Annotated in this window: 24 protein-coding genes and 1 tRNA gene; 18 read left to right on the top strand and 7 right to left on the bottom strand. The window is 63.4% G+C overall.

Features of this window, described 5'->3' with window-relative positions:
* Positions 1–85 precede the first annotated feature (85 nt).
* The gene (locus ACWUKX_RS11320) at positions 86–556 is read left to right on the top strand and encodes a MarR family winged helix-turn-helix transcriptional regulator (protein ID WP_456006696.1); all 471 of its coding nucleotides are present in this window, start codon (positions 86–88) and stop codon (positions 554–556) included.
* 171 nt (positions 557–727) lie between these two features.
* Here the strand turns inward: ACWUKX_RS11320 and ACWUKX_RS11315 are convergent, their stop codons facing one another.
* The gene (locus ACWUKX_RS11315; RefSeq protein WP_456006693.1) at positions 728–1,507 is read right to left on the bottom strand and encodes an SDR family oxidoreductase; all 780 of its coding nucleotides are present in this window, start codon (positions 1,505–1,507) and stop codon (positions 728–730) included.
* Positions 1,504–1,833, bottom strand: a complete 330-nt coding sequence (locus ACWUKX_RS11310; protein ID WP_456006691.1) for a nuclear transport factor 2 family protein — start codon at positions 1,831–1,833, stop codon at positions 1,504–1,506. Before ACWUKX_RS11310 ends, ACWUKX_RS11315 begins: the two co-directional genes overlap by 4 nt.
* A 127-nt stretch (positions 1,834–1,960) precedes the next feature.
* On the opposite strand from ACWUKX_RS11310, the gene ACWUKX_RS11305 reads away from it, so the two are divergent.
* Positions 1,961–2,857 (top strand): LysR substrate-binding domain-containing protein, encoded by an 897-nt coding sequence (locus ACWUKX_RS11305; protein WP_456006689.1) that lies wholly within the window; start codon positions 1,961–1,963, stop codon positions 2,855–2,857.
* A gap of 334 nt (positions 2,858–3,191) precedes the next feature.
* Here ACWUKX_RS11305 and ACWUKX_RS11300 read toward each other — a convergent pair whose 3' ends face one another.
* Positions 3,192–3,908, bottom strand: a complete 717-nt coding sequence (locus ACWUKX_RS11300) for a pentapeptide repeat-containing protein (RefSeq protein WP_456006687.1) — start codon at positions 3,906–3,908, stop codon at positions 3,192–3,194.
* A gap of 471 nt (positions 3,909–4,379) precedes the next feature.
* Positions 4,380–4,469: transfer RNA gene (locus tag ACWUKX_RS11295), tRNA-Ser, on the bottom strand.
* A gap of 323 nt (positions 4,470–4,792) precedes the next feature.
* Between ACWUKX_RS11295 and ACWUKX_RS11290 the strand changes: the two genes are divergently transcribed.
* The 3 genes from ACWUKX_RS11290 to ACWUKX_RS11280 all read left to right on the top strand — a co-directional run bounded on the left by ACWUKX_RS11290 (position 4,793) and on the right by ACWUKX_RS11280 (position 6,522).
* The gene (locus tag ACWUKX_RS11290) at positions 4,793–5,446 is read left to right on the top strand and encodes a 50S ribosomal protein L21 (RefSeq protein WP_456006685.1); all 654 of its coding nucleotides are present in this window, start codon (positions 4,793–4,795) and stop codon (positions 5,444–5,446) included.
* 100 nt (positions 5,447–5,546) lie between these two features.
* Entirely contained in the window at positions 5,547–5,816 is a 270-nt protein-coding gene (gene rpmA, locus ACWUKX_RS11285; protein ID WP_023678077.1) for a 50S ribosomal protein L27, read from the top strand.
* Positions 5,817–5,934: 118 nt separating this feature from the next.
* Complete coding sequence (locus tag ACWUKX_RS11280; protein ID WP_065011195.1) at positions 5,935–6,522, top strand: GNAT family N-acetyltransferase; 588 nt, start codon at positions 5,935–5,937, stop codon at positions 6,520–6,522.
* Between the two features lie 10 nt (positions 6,523–6,532).
* Here the strand turns inward: ACWUKX_RS11280 and ACWUKX_RS11275 are convergent, their stop codons facing one another.
* Complete coding sequence (locus ACWUKX_RS11275; RefSeq protein WP_456006681.1) at positions 6,533–7,402, bottom strand: endonuclease/exonuclease/phosphatase family protein; 870 nt, start codon at positions 7,400–7,402, stop codon at positions 6,533–6,535.
* Positions 7,403–7,517: 115 nt separating this feature from the next.
* Here ACWUKX_RS11275 and obgE point away from each other — a divergent pair, with 115 nt between their 5' ends.
* From obgE to ACWUKX_RS11250, 5 genes are all read left to right on the top strand, one after another.
* Positions 7,518–8,549, top strand: coding sequence for a GTPase ObgE (gene obgE / locus ACWUKX_RS11270; RefSeq protein ID WP_456006678.1), 1,032 nt, complete (start codon positions 7,518–7,520; stop codon positions 8,547–8,549).
* Positions 8,550–8,551: 2 nt separating this feature from the next.
* Positions 8,552–9,715 carry a glutamate 5-kinase gene (proB, locus tag ACWUKX_RS11265; RefSeq protein WP_455850314.1) on the top strand — a complete coding sequence of 388 codons (1,164 nt, stop codon included), beginning with the start codon at positions 8,552–8,554 and terminating at the stop codon, positions 9,713–9,715.
* Between the two features lie 3 nt (positions 9,716–9,718).
* Positions 9,719–11,005, top strand: a complete 1,287-nt coding sequence (locus ACWUKX_RS11260; RefSeq protein WP_456006675.1) for a glutamate-5-semialdehyde dehydrogenase — start codon at positions 9,719–9,721, stop codon at positions 11,003–11,005.
* A gap of 163 nt (positions 11,006–11,168) precedes the next feature.
* On the top strand, positions 11,169–11,756 hold the full coding sequence (locus ACWUKX_RS11255; RefSeq protein ID WP_456006672.1) for a nicotinate-nucleotide adenylyltransferase: 588 nt from the start codon (positions 11,169–11,171) through the stop codon (positions 11,754–11,756).
* 103 nt (positions 11,757–11,859) lie between these two features.
* Entirely contained in the window at positions 11,860–13,155 is a 1,296-nt protein-coding gene (locus ACWUKX_RS11250) for an MFS transporter (protein ID WP_456006670.1), read from the top strand.
* A 23-nt stretch (positions 13,156–13,178) separates the two neighbouring features.
* Here the strand turns inward: ACWUKX_RS11250 and ACWUKX_RS11245 are convergent, their stop codons facing one another.
* On the bottom strand, positions 13,179–14,033 hold the full coding sequence (locus ACWUKX_RS11245; protein ID WP_287113893.1) for a mechanosensitive ion channel family protein: 855 nt from the start codon (positions 14,031–14,033) through the stop codon (positions 13,179–13,181).
* 240 nt (positions 14,034–14,273) lie between these two features.
* Between ACWUKX_RS11245 and rsfS the strand changes: the two genes are divergently transcribed.
* The 8 genes from rsfS (at position 14,274) to ACWUKX_RS11205 (ending at position 22,603) form a co-directional block, all read left to right on the top strand.
* Positions 14,274–14,651 (top strand): ribosome silencing factor, encoded by a 378-nt coding sequence (gene rsfS / locus ACWUKX_RS11240; protein ID WP_023800052.1) that lies wholly within the window; start codon positions 14,274–14,276, stop codon positions 14,649–14,651.
* Between the two features lie 81 nt (positions 14,652–14,732).
* Positions 14,733–15,215 carry a 23S rRNA (pseudouridine(1915)-N(3))-methyltransferase RlmH gene (gene rlmH / locus ACWUKX_RS11235; RefSeq protein WP_127210509.1) on the top strand — a complete coding sequence of 161 codons (483 nt, stop codon included), beginning with the start codon at positions 14,733–14,735 and terminating at the stop codon, positions 15,213–15,215.
* Between the two features lie 164 nt (positions 15,216–15,379).
* Positions 15,380–16,741 (top strand): murein hydrolase activator EnvC family protein, encoded by a 1,362-nt coding sequence (locus ACWUKX_RS11230; RefSeq protein WP_456006668.1) that lies wholly within the window; start codon positions 15,380–15,382, stop codon positions 16,739–16,741.
* A 1-nt stretch (position 16,742) separates the two neighbouring features.
* Positions 16,743–18,068, top strand: coding sequence for a S41 family peptidase (locus tag ACWUKX_RS11225; RefSeq protein ID WP_029348996.1), 1,326 nt, complete (start codon positions 16,743–16,745; stop codon positions 18,066–18,068).
* Positions 18,069–18,221: 153 nt separating this feature from the next.
* On the top strand, positions 18,222–19,421 hold the full coding sequence (locus tag ACWUKX_RS11220) for a divergent polysaccharide deacetylase family protein (RefSeq protein WP_456006665.1): 1,200 nt from the start codon (positions 18,222–18,224) through the stop codon (positions 19,419–19,421).
* A gap of 2 nt (positions 19,422–19,423) precedes the next feature.
* Complete coding sequence (locus tag ACWUKX_RS11215; protein ID WP_456006663.1) at positions 19,424–19,945, top strand: RNA pyrophosphohydrolase; 522 nt, start codon at positions 19,424–19,426, stop codon at positions 19,943–19,945.
* Between the two features lie 89 nt (positions 19,946–20,034).
* Positions 20,035–21,186, top strand: coding sequence for an alanine racemase (gene alr, locus ACWUKX_RS11210; protein WP_456006660.1), 1,152 nt, complete (start codon positions 20,035–20,037; stop codon positions 21,184–21,186).
* Positions 21,187–21,346: 160 nt separating this feature from the next.
* Complete coding sequence (locus tag ACWUKX_RS11205) at positions 21,347–22,603, top strand: D-amino acid dehydrogenase (RefSeq protein WP_135934320.1); 1,257 nt, start codon at positions 21,347–21,349, stop codon at positions 22,601–22,603.
* Between the two features lie 97 nt (positions 22,604–22,700).
* Here the strand turns inward: ACWUKX_RS11205 and ACWUKX_RS11200 are convergent, their stop codons facing one another.
* On the bottom strand, positions 22,701–23,582 hold the full coding sequence (locus ACWUKX_RS11200) for a LysR family transcriptional regulator (RefSeq protein ID WP_456006658.1): 882 nt from the start codon (positions 23,580–23,582) through the stop codon (positions 22,701–22,703).
* Positions 23,583–23,770: the final 188 nt, after the last annotated feature.

Raw genomic sequence — 23,770 nt, 5'->3', positions numbered from 1 at the left:
TTCTGGCTTCTGTCAATAATCATCGTTATCGCGATATATCTTTTCACGAAAACGTTAGCTATAAACGTGTCAGAAGGAGACCCTCATGGCCCGACAGAAATCAAACGACCCCGTGCCGCTCGACAATCAGGTCTGCTACGCCATCTACTCCGCCGGCTTGGCCATCCAGCGGCTTTACAAGCCGTGGCTCGACGAGCTTGGCCTGACCTATCCGCAATATCTCGTACTCAACGTGCTCTGGCAGGAGGACGAGCAGACGGTTGGCCATATCGGCGAGAAGCTCGCCCTTGAGTCGAGCACGTTGACGCCGTTGCTCAAGCGCCTAGAAAGCGCGGGGCTGCTTCGGCGGACGCGCAACCCCGATAATGAGCGCCAAGTGGTGGTAGGCCTGACCGATGAGGGCCGCGCACTTCGATCGCGAGCCGGCTGCCTGGGCGATGCGCTTCTTGGTACATCAGGGCACACGCCAGATCGACTTGGTGTGCTTAATCGACAGGTCAGACAGTTGCGTGACGATATCTACGCAAAGCTGGGCAGCTGGGCCGCGCCTTCGTGAGCCTATGCGCCGAGCACGGTATCGATGTGCACTTGATCGACTATGAGAACACCTATGCATAGCTGGCCGCGGCGGCATTGTCCTGCCGCGGCATTGGGATTCGACGAGCTTGGCCCTCGCGAATCCCTTCAGTAGCTGAAGGTCGTGATGGGCCGGCACCCCGTCATGTCCTCAAGCGGTCGGAACAGTTCCGCCGTCGATCACATGCTCTGTCCCGGTAATGGACGCTGCTCGATCGGATGCAAGGAACGCAATCAGATCGGCGACCTCTTCCGGTTTGGCAGGACGCCCGAGCGGTATGCCGCCGAGTGTGTTCATGATCACCTGCACAGCCTCGTCATAGCCAATGCCGGCCTCCTCGGCTATGCGCAGGGCCAGGCCGTTGGCTTTCGGATCGGCGATCCAGCCGGGAGACACCCGCACCACCCGCACGCCCTTGGGAGAAACTTCCTTGGAAATGCTCTTGCTGTAGGTGTTGAGGGCGCCCTTAGCCGAAGCGTAGCCGGTCGTCGCTTGCGGAAGCGGGAGATTTCTCTGGATTGACGTGACATGGATGACGACACCACGTCCCTGAGCCACCATGCCAGGGATAAGCGCTCGATCTAGCCTGACCGCCGGAAAGAAGTTGAGATTGAACTCCTTGTCCCATTCCTCATCCGTGAGGGCAGCAAAGCCACCTGAAGGGGCAGAAGAGCCGCCAAGCATGTTGACGAGGACGTCCAGCCCGCCGAGGTCGCGATGCACCGCGTCGACGACGGTTTGGACCCCAGCCTTAGTAGTCAGGTCGGCTTCGACGAATGCCGCCCCGGTGAAATCCGAGGGCTTGGTGCGAGCGGTGGTGAGCACACGGGCACCGAGCTCCTTGAAGAGCTCCACGGTTGCGGCGCCGGCGCCTGAAGTACCGCCGGTGATCAGGGCCCGACGCCCCTGCAATGTAAGGAACGGAGTCATACAGTGATCTCCAGTTCGGCGACCCGGTCGCCCGCAAGCACGAAGAAGAACCGCAGATCGATCGGGCTGCCTGGGAACGTGCCGACGACATGGGCCGTGACCTGTGTCTTGCCGTTCTCCGTGCCGATAAAGACTGGCTCTACCGTATAGGTGTAGAGCTGGCCGGCTTCCACCATCCACTCCCGGATCGCATCGCGCCCGCGATGGGTCTTGCCCTTGTCCTTCACGATGCCGGTTTCGGTGAAGGCGGCTGCGATGGCATCCGGGCTGCCTGTCCGGTCTGCCTCGAAATAGGCTTCGATGGCCTTGGGTAGTTTGATTGTCATTCGGTTCTCCCATCCTTTCGACTGCGGCTTCGACCTCTATTCGAGATCGACTGGCTCGAAGGTAGATCAACGTTATTGACTGGATAAGCGGGATAAACGAGCATGAGGCGTTGCGAAAAGAGGGACAATGACACGCTCCGTACTCGCTGATCTTGACGCGGTTCTCAGCATCGCCCGCCTCGGCTCGTTCAGAGCTGCCGCCCTTGATCTCGGCATGTCTACGACAGCCTTGAGCAACTCCATCGCGAAGCTCGAGCGGCGTCTCGGCATTCGTCTGTTCAACCGCACAACGCGCAGCGTGTCTCTAACCGATGCTGGGAGGACTTTTGTCGAGCGCGTCGGGCCGGCAATGACAGACATCCACGATGCCATGCTCGCGGCTCAATCGCTTCAGGAGACTCCGACCGGCACCTTGCGCATCAATGCGTATGCGTCGGCAGCCCGCGAGGTGATGGCGCCAATCATCCTCTCCTTCCTTCGGCGTTATCCGCAGGTGCATATCGATCTGGTCACGGAGGGACGGCTTGTCGACATCGTGGCGGCCGGCTTCGATCTGGGCCTGAGGCCGGCGGACCTGGTTCCGAACGACATGATCGCCTTACAGATCGGCCTAAAGCGCAGGAATGCCGTCGTTGCATCTCCGGACTTCCTGCGCACTCATGGCACCCCAATTGTTCCGGCCGACCTGTACCGGTTTCGGTGCATCCGTGCGCGTCTGCCAAACAACGCATTGCTGCGGTGGAAATTTGAAAAGGAGGGCAACGCTGTCCAGATCGATGTGCAAGGCTCGATCACCCTCGATGAATCAAGCCTTGTCAGAATTGCGGCGCAGGATGGAGTTGGGCTCGGATACGTCATGGAGGCGGACGTGCGCGATGACATTGCTGCCGGGCGGCTGGTGCGCGTTCTCGAGGACTGGACACCCTCTTTGGCCCCACTCGCGCTCTATTACCCAGGCAGGAAGAATCCGCCGGCTGCCTTCACCGCATTCATTAAGGCTGCCCGCGATTTTGCGAATGGGTAACGCTCCGGTGCACAGATAAATGCTTGAACGAGACCGTTCCAGTACCGCTCGACGCCAGAAGGGATTCAAACGCAAGACCTCAATCCTTATGGCAGTAACGCGCCCTCATATAGGTTATTGAGCCGACTACGGCCGTATCCGAAAAGCGGACATCCGATCGATTAGGTGGCAGGTTTGCGCCGAAGCGGACACGTCGGACTGCCTTACTGATCAGCCGCCGCGCTTACACGCGCTCCAGCGCGATCGCGATACACTGACTACATCCCTCCGAAGGCAGAAGTTACAGGTTCGAATCCTGTCGGGTGCAGCATTGCCGCAGTTCGCTTGCCGACAACTATTCCCGCTGGAATTGACAGGGCCAATCTTCAGGCCTCGTCAAGCCAGAAGGCAACTCGGTCCGGGCGTCTCCGCAAGCCATGTTGAGTTGCCACTGCGACAGACCCGCCGAATTGGAAAGGTCGACGCCCTCGATACGGGTCAGAAAGAAAAAGGCGCGGTCAAAGTCTATCGGCGCGGTGAACGTCGCTCCTCGGAAGTCCGCCCGTGCGAGATTGGCAAACGAGAAGCGGCTGCCGCTGATATCGGCGTCATGGAACTGCGCACGCCCCAATTCTGCCTTTGTGAAATCAACATTGGTCAGATTGGCGTCCTGGAAATTCGAGCGCTGCATTTCCGCGCTCGCAAACACAGCGCCCTGCGCGTCCATACGGCTGAAGTCGGTCCTGTAGGCCTCGATTCTGTCGAACCGGGCGCCTTTGGCGGTCGAGTCGGCCAGGGAAGCACGCACAAGCGTTGCCTTCTCAAGATTTGCCGCAAGGAGATTGCTGTTCCTGAGGTCGGTCGAAGTGAAATCAACACCGAACAGGTTCGCCCCGCTCAGGTCCTGTCCTTCTAGGATGAGAAGCTTCTTGTCACACTCGTGCCAATTGACGCCAGGCGTCGCGGCTGCGTGGCAATTGTGAGCAGCAGTGGCGTTCTGCCAAGCAAACACAGTGCAAACCGCTAGAACCAAGCCGGATGCGGCGTAAGCTCTGGTTCGCCTCAAAGTCATTGTTGCTGGACCTCTGCTACTCGCCGACACTCAATCTTACCACATCTGCTGACACTCGAGAGTGCTCCTCGTCTACACCACCCGTCAACCCGGGAGCAGAGGACATGACGATGGTCGCCGCAGATGCGCAGCGGACGTCAACAATGGGGAGCCTGCTCGGGTGCTGACCGCCACCGCCGGCGTCCGCTGCCGACAAGCGTGAATCCGCTTGGGTCCGCACCGATCGGTACTTCCCGACGGCGAGGTGACCCGGCACGGGGTGCTAGTCGCGTATCCTGATTCCGCTGTCGCATGAACCCCACGACTTCGCTTAGCGAGGCCGAAGTTGATCACTGCCATCTACCAGGTCGAAGCATCAACCCCGCATATTTGTGTCGTAAGCTGACGTGCCGCGGATACGCCGTTTTCGGTAGGCGGGCTTTATGGCGGGCGCGCAACCTATTCTTGGATTTTTATCAAAACAATTGGATATGGCGGAGAGGGAGGGATTCGAACCCCCGATGGGCTTGCACCCATGCCGCATTTCGAGTGCGGTGCATTCGACCACTCTGCCACCTCTCCGCGGTCATGGTCCGCCATTGCCGGCGCGGCGCACTAGATAACGGCTGGGCGGACAGGTTACAAGGCCCAATCTGCCCGGCGAACCGGCTTCTTGTCACGCTGCCGCCCGGCTCTGTGTTGTCGGCGCCTGGCTTGAATGCGTTCGTGGCTCGCATGCTGGCCGCTTGCCTTGACTTGCGCCCCACCTTCGGTTAGGGACAGCGCGCAATCGGCGTGGAGGGTTCTTCCGCGCCGCTTGCTTTTTGAACCCGCAGACTGACAAAAATACGGCCGAACCGCCTGAAGCGGTTCATCAAGGCCGACCGAACAGCGAAAGGCAAAAAATGTTCGCAGTCATCAAAACGGGCGGCAAGCAGTATCGCGTCGCCGCCAACGATCTCCTGAAGATCGAAAAAGTCGAAGGCCAGGTCGGCGATATCGTCGAGATCGGCCACGTGCTCGCGCATGGCGAGGGCGAGAATGTCACGTTCGGCGCGCCGTTCGTCGACGGCGCCTTGGTCACCGCCGAGGTCGTCGAACAGGGCAAGAACCGCACCGTCATCGCCTTCAAGAAGCGCCGTCGGCAGAATTCGCGCCGCAAGATAGGCCATCGCCAGCTTTTGACCACCGTGCGGATCGCCGAGATCCTGCTGGATGGTGCCAAGCCGACGAAGAAGGCTGCGGCCAAGACCGAGGCAAAGGCTGCTCCGAAGAAGGAAGCCAAGGCAGAGGCTGCGCCGAAGGAAACCGACACCAAGGCAAGCGAAACCGCGGCTCCGCTGTTCAAGGCGCCGAAAGGCGAGCCGGACGATCTGACCGTGATCAAGGGCATCGGCCCGGTTGCGGCCGGCCAGTTGAACGAGCAGGGCATCACGACCTTCGCCCAGCTCGCCAAGCTGTCCGACAAGGATGTCGCCAGGATCGATGAGCATATGCCGTTCAGCACCGACCAGATCACGGACTGGCGCGAGCAGGCCAAAGAATTGGCGAAGAAGTAAAGCGAGCCGGCGCAATTGTCGCCGGATCGGACTTGAAACGGAACGCGAACGCGTTCATAAGACCTTTTAAGCGCCCTTGCGGCGCATCGGAGTTAGTTAGATGGCACACAAGAAAGCTGGCGGTTCGTCGCGCAATGGTCGCGACTCCCATTCCAAGCGGCTCGGCGTGAAGAAGTTCGGCGGCGAAGCCGTGATTCCGGGCAACATCATCATTCGTCAGCGCGGCACGACGTGGCATCCCGGCACCAATGTCGGCATTGGCACGGATCACACGCTGTTTGCGCTCGAAGCTGGCGCAGTCACCTTCAACAAAAAAGCCAATGGCCGAACCTACGTATCGGTGAACCCGATGACGAAGGCCGCGGAGTAGCCGGTTCCGTACGAGAACACCGGCACCCATCTCGGGAACCGGTGTCTGGCCAAGCCAGGAAATGGATCAGGGGAGATGGGTTTCCATCTCCCCTTTTTCTTGTGCCTGGAGGACTGACATGGTTGCCGAAGCGGAAGACACAGACGGTGAAAGTTACGCGATAGATTGCCCGGTCCTGGTGACCGAGCGGCTGGTCCTGCGGGCGCCGCGCGAAAGCGATATCGAGCAACTGGTGGTGCTCGCCGACAACCGCCACGTCGCCGAAATGCTGGCCCGCATGCCCCACCCCTATGGCGAGGCCGAGGCACGCGCCTTCCTGGCGATGACGGCATCGCGCCGGGCCGGGATTGCCTATGCCTTAACGCTGGCCGGTACCGAAACCTTCGTCGGCTGCGCCGGCCTCAACACCACCGATCGAGGGCTGGAGCTCGGCTACTGGATCGGCGAGCCCTACTGGAAGCGCGGCTATGCGACGGAGGCCGCACATGCGCTCGTCGACCTCGCCTTTCAGAAGACGGCGATTCAGGTGCTGCATGCCTCGACGCGGGTCATCAATCCGGCCTCACGCCGGGTCATCCACAAATGCGGCTTCCAATATGCCGGCCAAGGCATGCTGAACTCGATCGTCGCCGGCCAGGTGCCGGTCGAGCGCTACCGCCTCGATCGCAGGACCTGGACGAGCCTGCGAAACTGGGTGCATTTCTGATGGACGCCGGTCAGGCCATCTCGACCCAGACCGGCAGGTGGTCCGAGCCGACCGCTTGCCGGTCGACCCAAAGGCGCTTCAGCGATTTGGCGAGCGAGGCGCTGGTGAAGACATAGTCGATGCGCTTGTAGCGGCTGGCGTCGTCAGGTCGCTTGGGGTCGATCCAAGAGACGAGATCGGCGCCTGCGGCGGCAAGGCGCAGGGCCACATCGACGGCAAGGTCGGCGGTCATGGGTATGCCGAATTCGTGATCCAGGCGGCCGGCGAGTTCGACATATTCCGGCGATCCGGCCAGCATGTTGAAGTCGCCCATGACGACGAAGGCTTCGGGATAGGGCAGGTCCGGCAGGCCGACCTCGGCAAGCCCCGACAGCGCGCCCCCCTCGATCGCATAGTTCAACAGGCGCTGGCGCAGAAACCGGATCTGGCTGGCGCGTTCGACCGGGCTGCGATGGTCGAGATGGGTGGAATAGAAGCGGATGAAACCAAGCGGCGTCTCGATCAGCGCCTCCAGCGCGCCGCGCTGGAAATTCATCACTTCCAAACTGCGGCTGCGCGGCAAGAGGAGATTGCGCGACAGATGAACGGGCGTTTTCGACAGCACCATGTTGCCGAGCTGAAAGGTGGTGGTGATGGCACGGCCGTTTTCCAGGCGCGAGCCGACATTGGCCTCGAAATTGCTGCCATAGACGGCGAAGTATTCGGGCAGCGCCTCGCCGAGCTCGGCCACCATGTCGCGGCCGCCATTGTTGGGGTTATTGCGCGAGACCTCCTGCAGCGCGATCACGTCGGCGCCGCGCACGGCATCGGCGATGCGGCCGACATCGTAGCGGCCGTCGAGGCCGACGCCGTAGTGAATGTTGTAGGTTACGAGCTTCATTGCGACTCCGGCCAATGTTCATAAACAGCCTCGCCCTTCGCCCCGCCTTGGTTTAGAGCAGTGCCGAACGTTTAGAGCAATGCCGCAAGGCCACTAGCAGAAACTCAGCAATCCGATGAAATTTCTCGATCAAGCCAAGGTCTACATCCGCTCCGGCGACGGCGGCGCCGGCTCGGTGTCGTTCCGGCGCGAAAAATTCATCGAGTTCGGCGGTCCCGATGGCGGCGACGGCGGCCGCGGTGGCGATGTCTGGGTGGAGGCGGTCGATGGGCTGAACACGCTGATCGATTATCGCTATCAGCAGCATTTCAAGGCCAAGACCGGTACGCACGGGATGGGCCGTAACATGACCGGCGCCAAAGGTGCCGACGTCACGCTGAAAGTGCCGGCGGGAACGCAGATCTTTGCCGAGGACAACGAGACGCTGATTTGCGACCTGACCGTGGTCGGCCAACGCTTCCTGCTTGCCAAGGGCGGCAATGGCGGCTTCGGCAACCAGCATTTCAAGACCTCGACCAACCAGGCGCCGCGCCGCGCCAATCCCGGCCAGCCGGGCGAAGAGCTCAACATCTGGCTCAGGCTCAAGCTGATTGCCGACGCCGGCCTGGTTGGCCTTCCCAATGCCGGCAAGTCGACCTTCTTGGCCGCCGTCACCGCGGCTAAGCCGAAGATTGCCGATTATCCCTTCACTACGTTGCATCCTGGCCTCGGTGTGGCCCGCATCGATGGGCGCGAGTTCGTCATCGCCGACGTTCCCGGTCTGATCGAAGGTGCGCATGAGGGCGTCGGCATCGGCGACCGTTTCCTCGGACATGTCGAACGCACGCGCGTCCTTCTGCACCTCGTCTCCGCGCAGGAAGAAAATCCGGGGAAGGCCTACAACACCGTGCGCACCGAACTCGACGCCTATGGCCATGGGCTGGTCGAGAAGGTCGAGATTGTAGCACTTTGCCAGGTCGACACGCTCGATGCCGACGCACGCAAGAAGAAGGTTGCTTCGCTGAAACGCGCCGCCGGCCGTGCGCCGATGCTTTTGTCCGCGGTCACCGGCGAAGGCGTCGAAGCCGTTCTGCGCGCACTGATGGCGGTTGTGGCCGAGGCTCGCGAAGCTGTCGCGACGCCGGTCGAGACGCGCTGGAACAAATAGCGATGGCCGCGCAGTCGCTGAGAAAATACCGGCGTATTACCGTCAAGATCGGCTCGGCGCTGCTTGTCGACCGCACGACGGGCCTGAAGCGCGACTGGCTGGCCTCGCTTGCTGACGACATCGCCGTGCTGGCCAAAGGTGGCGCCGAGATCCTCGTCGTGTCGTCCGGCGCCATCGCGCTTGGCCGCACCATTTTAGGCCTCGGCAAGCGGGCACTGAAGCTCGAGGAGAGCCAGGCGGCGGCGGCCGTCGGGCAGATCGCGCTAGCCGGCGCCTGGTCGGATGCGCTCGGCAAGGGCGGCCTGAAATCGGGCCAGATCCTCCTGACGCTCGGCGACACTGAAGAGCGGCGCCGCTACCTCAACGCGCGGGCGACGATCTCGACGCTGCTGAAGATGAAGGCGGTGCCGGTCATCAACGAGAACGACACGGTGGCGACCTCCGAAATCCGCTATGGCGACAATGACCGGCTGGCGGCGCGCGTCGCCACCATGATGGGCGCCGATCTCTTGGTGCTGCTCTCCGACATTGACGGGCTCTACACCGCGCCGCCGGCGCGCGACCCGCAAGCCCGGTTCATTCCGGTCGTTGACCGCATCACCCCCGAGATCGAGGCAATGGCAGGTGCGGCCGCTTCTGAGCTTTCGCGCGGCGGCATGCGCACCAAGCTCGACGCCGGCAAGATTGCCACCGCCGCCGGCACCGCCATGATCATCACATCAGGTACGCGGTTGTCGTCGCTGCTGGCGATCGAGCGTGGCGAGCGGGCGACGTTCTTCCGGCCAAGCGCCAATCCGGTCAAAGGCTACAAGACGTGGATCGCCGGGCAGCTCGAACCGGCTGGCCGGCTGACCGTCGATGCCGGCGCCATCGGTGCGCTGCTGTCGGGCAAGTCGCTGTTGCCGGCCGGCGTCAAACTGGTCAGCGGCAATTTCTCGCGCGGCGACACGGTGGCGATCCTGTCGCCCGAAGGCCGCGAGATCGCGCGCGGACTGGTTGCCTACGATGCCGCCGATGCCGTAAGGATCGCAGGGTTGAAGACGGCCGAGATCGAAACGGTGCTCGGCTACGAGGCGCGATCGGCGATGATCCACCGCGACGATCTTGTGGTGAGCCATCCCGCAGACCAAGTATGGGCCGGTGACCAAGTAACCAGCGGAGGATGAGCCATGCTGAAGATGCATGAAAAATCCCGGGACGACACTGCCGCGCTGATGGGCGATATCGGCCGCCGCGCGCGGGCCGCCGCCCGACCGCTGGCCGTCGCCACAGCCGAGCGCAAGCACGCCGCTTTGATCGCCATGGCGCAGGCGATCCTTCTCCGCGAGCGCGACATTCTCGATGCCAATGCCATCGATATCAGGAATGGCGGGGAGTCCGGGCTGTCGGCGGCGTTGATGGACCGGCTGAAGCTCGATCCGGCTCGTATTCGCACCATGGCCGCCGGGATCCGCGAAATCGCCGAATTGCGCGATCCGGTCGGCGATGTCATTGCCGAATGGGACCGGCCGAACGGCCTGCATATCGAGCGCGTGCGCACGCCGCTCGGCGTGGTCGGCGTTATCTACGAGAGCCGGCCGAACGTGACGGCCGATGCCGGCGCGCTGTGCCTCAAGGCCGGCAATCCGGTGATCCTGCGCGGCGGCTCGGACTCGCTCAACTCCTCGGCCGCTATCCATGCCTGCCTGGTCGAAGGGCTGAAGGCGGCCAAGCTGCCGGAGGATGCCATCCAACTGGTGCCGACCGCTGACCGCGCCGCAGTCGGCGAGATGCTGAGGGGCCTTGGCGGTGCGCTCGACGTGATCATTCCGCGCGGCGGCCGCAGCCTGGTCGAGCGCGTGCAGAACGAGGCGCGGGTGCCGGTCTTTGCCCATCTCGAAGGCATCTGCCATCTCTATATCGACCGCTCGGCCAAGCTCGACATGGCGGTCAGGATCGCGGTCAACGCCAAGATGCGGCGCACCGGCGTCTGCGGCGCTGCCGAAACACTGCTGGTCGACCGCGCCGTCGCCTCCACCCATCTGGTGCCTATCCTCGACGCGTTGCGCGCGGCAGGGTGCGAAATCCATGCCGACGCCGAGGTGCTGAAAGTTTTTGCTGACGCCAAACCGGCGAGCGACGCCGACTGGGTGACCGAATATCTCGATGCTATCATCGCGGTAAAACTGGTCGACGGCGTTGTCGGCGCGATCGAGCATATCGAGACGTTCTCCTCGCATCATACCGAGGCGATCATCGCCGAGGATGCGAGCGCCGTCGAACGGTTCTTCAACGAGATCGATTCGGCGATCCTTCTACACAACGCCTCGACGCAATTCGCCGATGGCGGCGAATTCGGCATGGGCGCCGAGATCGGCATCGCCACCGGCAAGATGCACGCGCGCGGCCCGGTCGGTGTCGAGCAACTGACCTCGTTCAAATACCGCGTGCGCGGGACCGGACAGGTGAGGCCTTGAGCACTGATCTTACCCTCCCCGTTGTGGGGAGGGTGGCGAGCATTGCGAGCCGGGTGGGGGTACGACGCTGAACACTGCAACACCCCCACCCCGCTCCGCTTCGCGGATCGACCCTCCCCACACGGGGGAGGGTAAGGAGCTCGTTCCCTCCCACTATCTGAAGATGCCGCATGCCGAAAAGGGCCTGGCCGTCGGGCTGTTCGGCGGCTCGTTCAATCCTGCCCATGCCGGCCATGCACTGGTCGCCGAGATCGCGCTCAGACGTCTGGCGCTCGATCAGCTGTGGTGGATGGTGACGCCGGGCAATCCGCTCAAGAGCGCGCGGGAATTGGCGCCGCTGGCCGAGCGGCTGCGCCTGTCCGAGCAGATCGCCCGGAACCCGAAGGTCAAGGTCACCGCCTTCGAAGCGACCCATTATGTCCGCTTCACCGCCGACACGCTGGCCCTGGTCAAGGCGCGCAACCCGGGCGTCGACTTCGTCTGGATCATGGGCGCCGATTCGCTTCGCGATTTCCACCGCTGGCAGCGCTGGCGCCAGATCGTAATGACGTTTCCGATCGCGGTTGTCGACCGCCCTGGCGCGACGCTGTCGTTCCTGTCGTCGGTCATCGCCAAGACCTTCGATTACGCGCGTGTCGACGAGGGTGACGCGCCGCGGCTCGCCCGCATGAAGGCGCCGGCCTGGACCTTCATTCACGGCCCGCGCTCGTCGCTGTCGTCGACTGCGATCCGCAAAATGGGGCAGGACTGAGCCTGCACGCACTGCGTTCTCCCGCAAGAAGGAGAGAAGGCAAGTCCGGCCATGTCGCATTTGCGGCTGCTTTTCGCCGATCCGTAGGCGATCCTGCGCGGGCATGGCGATTCTCGAGCGAGACCAGACCAAACGCGACCCGGCGCAGGGCAGCCCCCCAGCCCCGGCGATCGCCATTGCCAGCGTCGTCCTGTCGATGGCGCTGGTTGCGGTCGGCAACGGACTGATGTTCGCCTATATTCCGGTCCGGCTCGGCGCCGAGGGCTTCGATCCGACCTGGGCCGGGCTGATCGTCACCGGCCTTTCGGCCGGCGGCCTGGCAGGCTGCATCTTGACCGGTCCGCTGGTGCGGCGCGTCGGCCATGCTCGCGCGTTCATGGTGCTGTCGGCGCTGATCGTGCTGTCGAACGCCGCCGTCGGGGCCGGGCCGCACCCGCTGTCGTGGATCGCGGCACGCGCGCTCTATGGCTTTGCCATATGCGGCCTGTTCATCGTCGCGCAAAGCTGGCTGAACGACGTCGTCGCCAACGCCATACGCGGCAGGGTCATGGCCTTCTTCTACGTCGCCTATGTCGCCGGGCTCGGCGTCGGCTATTCGACACTGGCGCTGATCGATATAAGGGCTGCGGACGCGCCCTTGATCGGCATCGCCTTCACCGCGCTGTCGATCCTCCCCGTTGGGCTGACGCGGCTCGCCCAGCCACCGCCGCCGCAGGCGGCGTCGGTCGCGCTTGGCCGGGCCTGGCGGATTTCGCCGGTGGGCGTCGCCGGCATGCTTGCCGTCGGCGGCCTGTCGATGACGATTTCGGGCTTCGCGCCGATCCATGCCACGGCCAAGGGCTACAGCCAGGCAGATGTGGCACTGCTTTTGTCGGCGATGCCTGTCGGCACATTGATCCTGCAGATCCCGCTCGGATGGGTTTCCGACCGCACCGACAGGCGATTTGTGCTGGTCGCCGCTTCGGCGCTTGCCATGGTGGCGGGCCTGTTCGCCCTCGGCTTCGATGGTGGTGCGCTGGCGGCGCTGGTCGTCATCTATGTCGTCTGGGCCGGCGCGTCGGAATCGATCTATTCGCTGGCCAGCGCACATGCCGCCGACCGCGCCGGCAAGGACGACCTGGTGGCGCTGTCCAGTTCGCTTCTTTTTGCGTGGTCGCTGTCCGGCTTCATCGTGCCCGGCATCGTGACCGGGCTTTCCGCCATCTATGGAACGCAGGCTTTCATCTATGTGGCCATCGTCATTGCCACTGGTTTTTGCTTGTTCGTGCTGTGGCGTGTGGTGGCGATGTCACCTGTCCCCGCCGCGGAAACCGGCAATTTCGCGCCGATGACGGCGCAGGCACCGCTGCCGGTAGACCTCGCTTTCCCATCCGAAGAACAGCGTCGCGCGGACAAGTAGACCTACGCCGGCAATTGATCATATCACTGTCTGGTGGTGGCTTCCTGCCGTGGCGCTTCCGGTGGTGGCGCGGGTATAGAAACGCCTTCGCTGTCGAAAGCCTGCTTGGCTCGTTTGGTGAGATCGATCTGGGTGGCGAAGAAATCCGCAGCCGAGGTCCAGTAACGCAAGGTGATGGCGACGTTGCTATCGCCGACGGTCGCTACAAAGGCAATCGGCGCCGGCTCCCGCCTGACGCGTCGGTCGGCGGCGGCGACGCCGAGCATGGTCTTTTGAGCGAAATCGATGTCGTTCCAGGAGCCGATGGTCAGCGTGATGTCGCCACGTCGGGCACCGTTGCGTGTATAGTTGCGGACAGGTTGGTTCCACAGCGTCGAATTGGGGGCGAGGATGTAGACGCCGTCGACCGTTCTCAACGTGGTGGCGAACAGGCCGATTTCCTCGATGGTCCCGGCGATGGCGCCGACCTCGACATATTCGCCGATGCGGAATGGCCGCAACGCCAGCAGCATTATGCCGGCGGCAATGTTCTGCAGCGTGCCCTGCAGCGCCAAGCCGATGGCCAAGCCGATGGCACCAATGGCGGCAATGATCGAGGTCGTCTGGACGCCGAACTGGCCGAGCACCATGACGACGACGAGGATCAGTATGGCGTAACGGACGATCCTCGAGAAGAAGTGGCGCAGCGTCGTGTCGAAGCCATGGATATGGCCGAGGCCGGCATAGATCGAGCGCTGGGCAAGACCGGCGACGGTATAGCCGAGGACCAGCAGGATGACGGCGCCGATGGCCGAGAAGGCGTACGAGACGATCAGCGCGCTGACCTGCGCAAGGCCGGACTGCACGGTGAGGAGAGCGTTCTGAGGGTCGATAGGCATGAGGGGGATCCGGTTGGTCAATGCGCCGATAACCCAGGCCAAGCGACAAGAGTTCCGTTTTTTCTTCAACTACGGAACCGGAAGAACGGTTCTTCGTTGGCTACAGCAGGGCTGCCGTCTTGAAACTGCAACGCAACTCTGCCTATCTAAGGGGTGTCACCTGCTTTGAAGGGTGATTTGGTTGTTCTTGCTGCGAAAGGAAATACACTGAGAACAGCACTGTGGAAGAAGGCCGACATCGTGCCTTCGCCGGCCGGGATCAGCGTAAACGACGCCGTGTCCCGCGCCATCAAGACAGTCCTTGCCAGTCTGGAAGACTCCAAGGCCGAAAACATCGTCTCAATCGACATTCAGGGAAAATCGAGCCTCGGTGACTATATGGTCATCGCGTCCGGCCGATCGCACCGTCATGTCTCGGCTGTCGCCGATCATCTCCTCAAGGCGCTCAAGGATGCCGGGCTCGGCACTGCGCGCGTCGAGGGACTGGCCGGCGCCGACTGGGTCCTGATCGATTCGGGCGACATCATCGTCCATGTCTTCCGTCCCGAAGTCCGCGACTTCTATAATCTCGAAAAGATGTGGCAAGCGCCGGACCTCGAGGAAGAGACCCTCCACTGAGCCGAATTTGATTGATGCATGTCGTTCCCAAAACCGGTGACCACTTTTGGTGACATGCATTAGCGGCTCTTCGAGGCAGGGATGAAAATCACCGTTCACGCCGTGGGCCGGATGAAAGCCGGCCCCGAGAAGCAGCTCGCCGACAGGTATTTCGAGCGCTTCGCCAAGAGCGGGCAGGCCGTGGGGCTCGAATTCTCAGGGGTTGTCGAGATTCCGGAGGGCCGCGCCCAGACCGCCAACGAGCGTCGCCGCGAAGAAGGCCAGAAGCTGCAGACGCAGCTGCAGCCCGGTACCGCGCTGATGCTGCTCGACGAGCGCGGCAAGAACTTTTCCTCCGAGGATTTCGCCGGGCGCATCGGCCTGTTGCGTGATGGCGGCCGCAAGGCACTCGTCATCGCCATCGGCGGTGCCGACGGTCACGACCAGTCGCTGCGCGATCAGGCCGATCTGATGGTGTCGTTCGGCGCGCTGACATGGCCGCACCAACTGGTCCGTGTCATGTTGGGCGAGCAGCTTTACCGGGCCGTCACTATTCTTTCGGGTCATCCCTATCATCGCTCGTGAGTCCTTGCCCGCAAATCCAGGGGCAGGTTGCAACCCAAAACCGGTGGATTGGCGTGAGCGCCCGGATTTTCGCCTCAATGCGTCACGAGGCTGTTTGTGGTCGGCAGGGCTCTCGAACATGGTTGATGGTTCGTTAACGAAGCCACGCATAGAGTCGGGCTTCAATGTCTGAAGATTGGAAATCGCGAACGGGCTTTTGGCGCGCACGCTGCGGCTTGGCAGCGGCGCTGCTTATGCTGTCGCTTTGTGCCGCGCGGGCTGAGAACAGGCTCGACGTGGCGCCTGATCCGGACCAGAGCCGTGCCGAATACGAACGGGTGTCGAAGGAGATCACGCTGTCGTCGGAGCGGTTGGCCAAGCTCGCTGCCGACATGGCGACGGTCAAGAAGGACCATGCCTCGATCACCGCGGCGCTGATCCAGTCGGCGATGACCGAGCAGAAGCTCGGCCAGGACATCGAGGACATCGGTGCCAAGCTGGAAGGGTTGAAGGGCGAGGAGCAGAAAATCCGCGCCTCGCTGGCCGCTAGACGCGACGTTCTGGCCGAGGTGCTGGCCGCGCTGCAGCGTATGGGGCTCAATCCGCCGCCGGCCATCCTGGTCAAGCCGGAGGACGCGCTGTCGTCGGTGCGCAGCGCCATCCTGCTCGGCGCCGTGGTGCCGGAACTGCGCCAGCAGACCGAGATATTGCTGGCGGACCTCAAGGAGCAGTCGCGGGTGACCGCCTCGATCGAGGCGGAGCGGGCGCGGCTGACGGCGGCAGTCGGCGAGCAGACGGCGGAAAAGAAGCGGCTCGGCATGCTGCTCGAAGCCAAGCAGAAGCTCGAGGCCGAGACGCAAACGGCACTGGCGGCGGAAAAGCAGCGATCCGCAGCACTGGCGGCCAAGGCCGGCAGCCTGAAGGAACTGATCGCCTCGCTCGAGGCCGACAAGGCCCGCAAGGCGGCGGACGCCGCGAAGGCAGCCGAGCAGAAGGCCGCGGACGCCGACAAGGCCCCGGCACAGACGGCTCCGGCACAGAAGGCCCCGGCACAGACGGAACTGGCGGCCCTGCCGGTCCCGGAAGCCAACCGGCTCACCGCCGCTGCACCGTTTTCGGCGCTTCAGGGGCAGATCGCGCTGCCCGTCACCGGGAAGATCAAGCGGCGGTTCGGGGCCAGCGACGGTAACGGCGCAGTGATGCTCGGTGACATGGTTGCGACACAATCGGGAGCCATCGTCACCGCGCCAGCGGACGGAAATGTGCTTTATGCGGGACCTTTTCGCTCCTATGGTCAACTCTTGATCCTGAACGCGGGTGACGGCTATCATGTCGTTCTCGCGGGGATGAGCAGAATCAGCGTCGCGTCTGGCCAGTCGGTGCTCGCAGGAGAGCCGGTCGGCGCGATGGGAGAGGCCCGGGTGGCGAGCACCTCGGCATCGAAGAATGGAAATGCCACGCCGGAGCTCTATGTTGAGTTCCGCAAGGATGGAAAACCCGTCGATCCGACCCCATGGTGGGCGGACCGTTTCTCTGGAAGGACGTGAGATGATGCGGAAACTTTCGCTTCTGTTTGCCGGTGCGCTGATGGGCGCATCCGCGATGAGCCTGGTCTATGGCGCCCCCGGCTCGACGGCGAACGCTGCGGGCTCCGAGACGTATAAGCAGCTGGCGATCTTCGGTGACATCTTCGAGCGGGTGCGGGCGCAGTACGTGACGCCGCCCGACGACAAGTCGCTGGTCGAAAACGCTATCAACGGCATGCTTACCTCGCTCGACCCGCACTCCTCGTATATGAACGCCGAAGAGGCGCAGGACATGCGCGTGCAGACCAAGGGCGAGTTCGGCGGCCTCGGCATCGAGGTCACCATGGAGAACGACCTGGTCAAGGTGATCACGCCGATCGATGATACGCCGGCCGCCAAAGCGGGCGTGCTTGCCGGCGACTATATTGCCAAGATCGACGGTGAGGAGGTTCGCGGCCTGAGCCTCAACGACGCGGTCGAGAAGATGCGCGGGCTGGTCAACACGCCGATCAAGCTCACTATCCTGCGCCAGGGCGCCGACAAGCCGATCGAGCTGACGGTGGTGCGCGACATCATCAAGGTCAAGGCGGTCAAGTTTCGGGTCGAGAACGACATCGGCTACATGAAGATCACCTCCTTCACCGAAAAGACCCATGACGACCTCGAGAACGCCATCGACACCATCAAGAAGCAGGTGCCGGACGAAAAGCTCAAGGGCTACGTGCTCGATCTGCGCCTCAATCCGGGCGGGTTGCTCGACCAGGCGGTGAGCGTGTCCGACGCCTTCCTCACCCGTGGCGAGATCGTCTCGACGCGCGGCCGCGATCCGAAGGATGTCACCCGCTTCGACGCGCGGCCGGGCGACGACATCGACGGCAAGCCGCTGGTCGTGCTCGTCAATGGCGGCTCGGCCAGTGCGTCCGAAATCGTCGCCGGTGCGCTGCAGGATCTGCGCCGCGCCACGGTGGTCGGCACGCAGTCCTTCGGCAAGGGTTCGGTGCAGACCATCGTCCCGCTCGGCGAGAACGGCGCGCTGCGCCTGACGACGGCGCTCTATTACACGCCGTCCGGCAAGTCGATCCAGGGCAAGGGCATCACGCCCGACATCAAGGTCGACCAGCCGTTGCCGCCGGACCTGCAGGGCAGGGATTTGACGCGCGGCGAGTCGGACCTCAAGGGCCACATCAAGGGCAGCGACGAGGGCGATACCGGTTCGGGCTCAGCAGCCTATGTGCCGCCGGAGCCGAAGGACGACCTGCAACTCATCTTTGCCGAGCAGTTGCTGCGCGGCGAGAAGACCGATCCGGCGTTCCCGCCGAATCCGGACAAGGCTGTGCTGAACCAGTAGGGGCCGTGCTGAACCAGTAGGGGGCCGTGCCGAACCAGTAAAGGTCGATCAGCCGGACAACAGGTCTGGCTGCCTGATCGAAGCGATGTAATGCTGCCGGGGCCGCAAGGCCTCGGCAGTTTGATTCGGGGGAACAGCGGCTGGGGATGCGGCTTGGCTGACATCGGCAACGACATCGAACGCCCACTCGGGCAGGCCGTCCGGCCGCCGCGCGCGCCCCGCAGGATCAGCGCGGGTGTGGTCGCGGCCACGCTCCTGGTGCTGGCCGTAATCGGCGTCTCCGGCGCGATTGCGCTGCGCGAAAGGCCGTTTCGAAAGCCGGAAGAAGTCGCCATTTCGACGCCGAAGACGACAGCAGTGGTCGAATCGGCAGCGCCGACCACTGAGCCGGCATTGACGGCGGAAGCAGCACCCAAGACGAGCGGATCCAAGATGGGCAGGCCCAAGACGGGCGGGCCGCAGATCATCCACATGCAGACCGAAGAGGGCAATGGTTCGACCAGGGCGGCCATTGTCATTCGCGACCCTTCGACGATCGGCCAAAACCTGAGGATCGCGCATATTCCCGACAGGACGCTGGTCGAGGCCGGCGAAACCGGGCCATTGCCGGTTCGTGCCGCCGACGGAAGGCGGCCGTTCGATGTCTATGCGCGGCCGTGGTCCGGTTCACGCGGTGCGCGCGTGGCGATTGTCATCGGCGGGCTTGCCGTGTCGCAGACCGGCACGCAGTCGGCCATCGCCAAGCTGCCGGCCGAAGTTACGCTGGGCTTTGCGCCACAGGGCAACAGCGTCGGCCGCTGGATGCAGGCGGCGCGGCAGAGCGGCCATGAGATCGTCATGCAGGTGCCGCTCGAACCGTTCGACTATCCGAACGTCAATCCCGGCCATAACACGCTGACGGTCGCTGCGACGGCGGACGAGAATTTGAAGAATTTGCGCTGGGCACTGTCGCGGACGACCAACTACACCGGCGTCATGAACTATATGGGCGCACGTTTTTCGGCCGATGCGGCGGCGATGGGGCCGCTGATGGCAGAGCTCGGCAGGCGCGGCCTGGCCTATTTCGACGACGGTTCGTCGGCGCGTAGCCTGGCACCCGACCTGGCGTTGAAAAACGGCGTGCCGTTCGTTGCCGGCGACACGTCGATCGACGCGGTGCGGGACCGCGGCGCCATTTTGAAGAAGCTGGACGAACTGGAAGCCACCGCGCGGGCGAAAGGGTTTGCCGTCGGCATCGGCTCGGCCTTCGACCTGACGGTCGACACCGTGTCGGCCTGGGTGGTCGAGGCCAAGAAGCGCGGCATCGAGATCGTTCCGATTTCGGCAGTGGCGGTGGATCCGGAAAAAGGTTGAGCATGGCGAAGAAAGAACTGGTCGATCCCGAGACGCTGCCTTATCGTCGCTGTGTCGGACTGATGATCCTCAACGGCGACGGGCTGGTCTGGGTCGGGCATCGCATTGCCGAGCCGGACAGCGAATTCGCCGGCACGACGCAGCTCTGGCAGATGCCGCAGGGCGGCATCGACAAGGGCGAAGAGCCGCTGCAGGCGGCACAGCGGGAACTCTACGAAGAAACCGGCATGCGCAGCGTTTCGTTGCTGGATGAGGCGCCGAACTGGATATATTACGACCTGCCGGCCCATCTGGTCGGCATCGCCTTCAAGGGGAAATATCGCGGCCAGACGCAAAAATGGTTCGCCTTCCGCTTTCACGGCGACGTGAGCGAGATTGAGATCAATCCGCCGCCGGGCGGCCACACCGCCGAGTTCGACAAATGGGATTGGTGGCCAATGGAGGAATTGCCCGACCTGATCGTGCCATTCAAGCGTCAGGTCTATGAGGATGTGGTTGCGGCGTTCCGGCATCTGGTTGCGTAGCTTGGCGCAAGCCGCGCTCGCCCCGACCACGGTTGCCGCGTCAGCGCGGTGGCCTTATTGATGGCCAATCCGCTGCAGACGGGGTTGGCATGAACGGCGCTTCCAAAAAATCTCTTTCTGAAAGGGTCGCCGTCAAAGCCGCGCCGATCAGCGAAGCGGCGGCCGGCGCCATATTGACCGTCGATCTCGGCGCCATCCGCGAAAATTATCGGCGGCTCAAGGCGCGTTTAGGCGATGTTGGCTGCGCGGGTGTCGTCAAGGCCGACGGCTACGGGCTCGGCGGGGCCCAGGTGGCGGCGGCGCTGGCGGCCGAGGGCTGCGCTACTTTTTTCGTCGCGCATCTGGCCGAAGGTGTCTTGCTGCGCCAGGCGCTCGGCGCACGGCCGGCGATCTATGTGCTGAACGGCATACAGCCGGGCGCTGAAAGCGAAGCCGTCGAAGCGGAGCTGGGCGTGGTCATCAACAGCGCCGGCCAACTCGCCGCCTGGCGCTCGGCGGCGCAGCGGGCCGGCCGCAAGCTCAAGGCTGGAATCCAGGTCGACAGCGGCATGTCGCGGCTCGGCATGGCGGCAGCCGAGGTGGAGGCCGTCACTGCCGATCCGCGGGCTTTCGACGGCATCAACGCCACCTTCGTCATGAGCCATCTCGCTCGCGCCGACGAGCCCGAGCATCCGGCCAACGAGCAGCAGCGGCTGGAATTCGAGCGGCTGCGCAGGATGCTGCCACCGGTGCCGGCCTCGCTGGCCAATTCCTCCGGCATCTTTCTTGGGCAGGCCTTTCACTACGACCTCGCCCGGCCCGGTGCGGCGCTCTACGGCATCAATCCGACGCCAGCCGAGGAAAATCCGATGCTGCCGGTGGTGCGGCTTCAGGCAAAGGTCATACAGACGCGCAGCCTCGATAGGGGAGCCGGCGTCGGCTATGGCCATATTTTTCACGTGACCGATTCGCTGGTCGCCGCAACGATCTCGCTTGGCTATGCCGATGGCTGGCATCGTCGCGCGGCTTCCGCCGCCTGGTTCGAAAATGTGCGTTTGCCGTTCCTGGGCCGTGTATCGATGGATTCGATCGTTCTCGACATTTCGGCCCTGCCGCCCGACAGGCTGAAGGCGGGTGACCTCGTCGATCTGATCGGACCGTCGCAGACGGCGGATCAGGCGGCCTGCCATGCCGGCACCATCGGCTATGAAATCCTGACCAGCCTCGGACACCGTTTTCACCGGCGCTATGTGAATGGATAGCGCGCGGGCTTTTTTACGCATCTCGTTGTCCCAAAACCGCTGCGTACTTTTGGGCGACATGCTTGGGCACTTGGCGGACGCCGTAAAATCCGGCAGACAGATGGCCACGATGCCCCGCCCCTAAAATTCCTGACAAGACGTCGTTCTGGAGAACTATGCGATGAAGATCTTCGTGCTGGGCGGCGGCGTCATCGGGGTCACCACCGCTTATTACCTGGCCGAGGCCGGCCATGAAGTGACGGTGATCGACCGCCAGAAGGGTCCGGCGCTGGAAACCAGCTTTGCCAATGCCGGCGAGATTTCGCCCGGCTACGCCTCTCCCTGGGCCGGTCCCGGCGTCCCGCTGAAGGCGATCAAATGGCTGTTGATGAAACATGGTCCGCTGGTGGTGCGGCCGACCCTCGATCCGCATATGTGGGTATGGCTGGTCAGGATGCTGCGCAACTGCACGGCTGAGCGCTATGCGGTGAACAAGGCGCGCATGGTTCCTTTGGCCGAATACAGCCGCGACACACTGAAAGCGCTGCGCGAGGCGACCGGCATCGCCTATGACGAGCGCGCCAAGGGAACGCTGCAGCTGTTTCGCACGCAACAGCAGCTCGACGGCACTGCCGGCGATGTCGAGGTGCTGAAGACATACGGCGTTCCCTACGAGATTCTCGATCCCGACGGCTGCATCGCGGCCGAGCCGGGGCTGGCAGGGGTGCGTGAAAAATTCGTCGGAGGCCTGCGACTGCCGGGCGACGAAACCGGTGACTGCAAGATGTTCACCGACCGTCTGGCCGAGCTCTGCGTGGCGCGTGGCGTCACCTTCGAATACGACACGGAGATACGGCGCGTCGTCAAGAAGCGCAACCGTATCGCCAACCTCAATACGAGCAATGGTTGGAAGGCTGCCGACGCCTATGTGATGGCGATGGGCAGCTATTCGGCCAAGTTCATGCGCACGCTGAAACGACCCGTCCCGGTCTATCCGGTCAAGGGCTATTCGATCACTGTGCCGATCAAGGATGCTGCCGCAGCACCGGTGTCGACGGTGATGGACGAGACCTACAAGGTGGCGATCACCAGGCTCGGCGACCGCATCCGGGTCGGTGGCACGGCGGAGATTTCCGGCTTCGACCTGACGCTGCATGAATCGCGGCGGCGCACGCTCGAGCATTCGCTTGGCGACCTTTTTCCGGGCAGCGGCGATATGAAGTCGGCGACCTTCTGGTGCGGGTTGCGGCCGATGACGCCGGACGGGCCGCCGCTGATCGGCCGCACCGAGTTCTCCAACCTCTATCTCAACACCGGCCATGGCACGCTCGGCTGGACTATGGCCTGCGGCTCGGCCAAGGTCCTGGCCGACATCATTTCAAGCCGGGTGCCGGACATCAATGTCCGCGACCTCGGGCCGGAGCGATACCAGCGGTAGGATCGGAAGTGTCCTTCACGCATTCGAGCGCGGTGAGCAACTTGCCCCGCGACTTGGATCAAGCTTCAACACACTTCGCCGCGTCAGATGAATATCATCAGACGAACAGGCTTCGCTCCCGTTCCACCGCCTTGGTGATGAAGCTCGCGACGACCTGGACGCGGCGCAGCGGCCTGACTGATTCGTGATAGACCAACCAGTAGGCGCGGCGAATGGGCGCGACAATGTCGACAGCCACCAGTTCCGGCATCGAACGGGCGACGAAGGTGTGCAGAATGCCGATGCCGGCGCCGGAGCGCACCGCTTCGGCCTGGCCGAGCGCCGAGGAGATGGCGAAGCTCGTGCGCCAGTCGGCGCTGAACTCGGCCGCATAGTCGAGCGAGGGGCTGACGATGAGGTCCGGCACATAGCCGATCAGCGTGTGCCGGCCGAGCTCGGCGGGCGTCTGGGGCAGGCCATGCGTTTCGGTATAGGCGCGGGACGCGAACAGGCCGAGCGTGTAGTCGACCAGCTTCCCCGCCACCAGCCTGCCTTCGGTCGGCCGCTCCACGGTGATGGCGATGTCGGCTTCGCGCCTGGACAGCGAGAAGGAACGCGGCACCGGCACCAGCTGGATGGTGAGTTCGCGGTGAAGCGCCGTCAGTGCGCCGAGGCGTTTGGCCAGGAAGGCGACGCCGAAACCATCAGGCGCGCCGATGCGCACCGTGCCCGAAACATCGTCGCCTTCGCCCGCCACGGTCGAGCGCGCGGCGATCATGTCGCCTTCCATGCGCTCGGCGATGTCGAGAAAGCGCTCGCCCGCCGGCGTCAGCTCGCTGCCGGTGGTCAGCCGACGAAAAAGTTTTGTGCGTAGCGCATCCTCGAGTGCGGCGACGCGGCGCGAGACGGTGGCGTGGTTGAGCTCCAGCCGCTTGGCCGCGCCGAGGATCTGGCCGGCACGCGCCACCGCAAGAAAGATGCGGACGTCATCCCAGTTCATAAGGATGATCCGTATGACGACGATTACGGCAGCGCTCCAAGGCGCCCCCCTCTGTCCTGCGGGACATCTCCCCTACTTGGGGAAGATCGGCCGGCCGCTCCGGCGGCGACTTCCTTGCAACGGGTTGGCGAAAGTCGGGATGACAGCCAATCTCCCCCCAAGAGGGGGAGATGTCCGGTAGGACAGAG

The sequence above is a fragment of the Mesorhizobium sp. f-mel genome, from assembly GCF_053850215.1.
The sequence above is the reverse complement of the archived record's forward strand: the minus strand, read 5'-3'. Positions and strand labels throughout refer to the sequence as shown.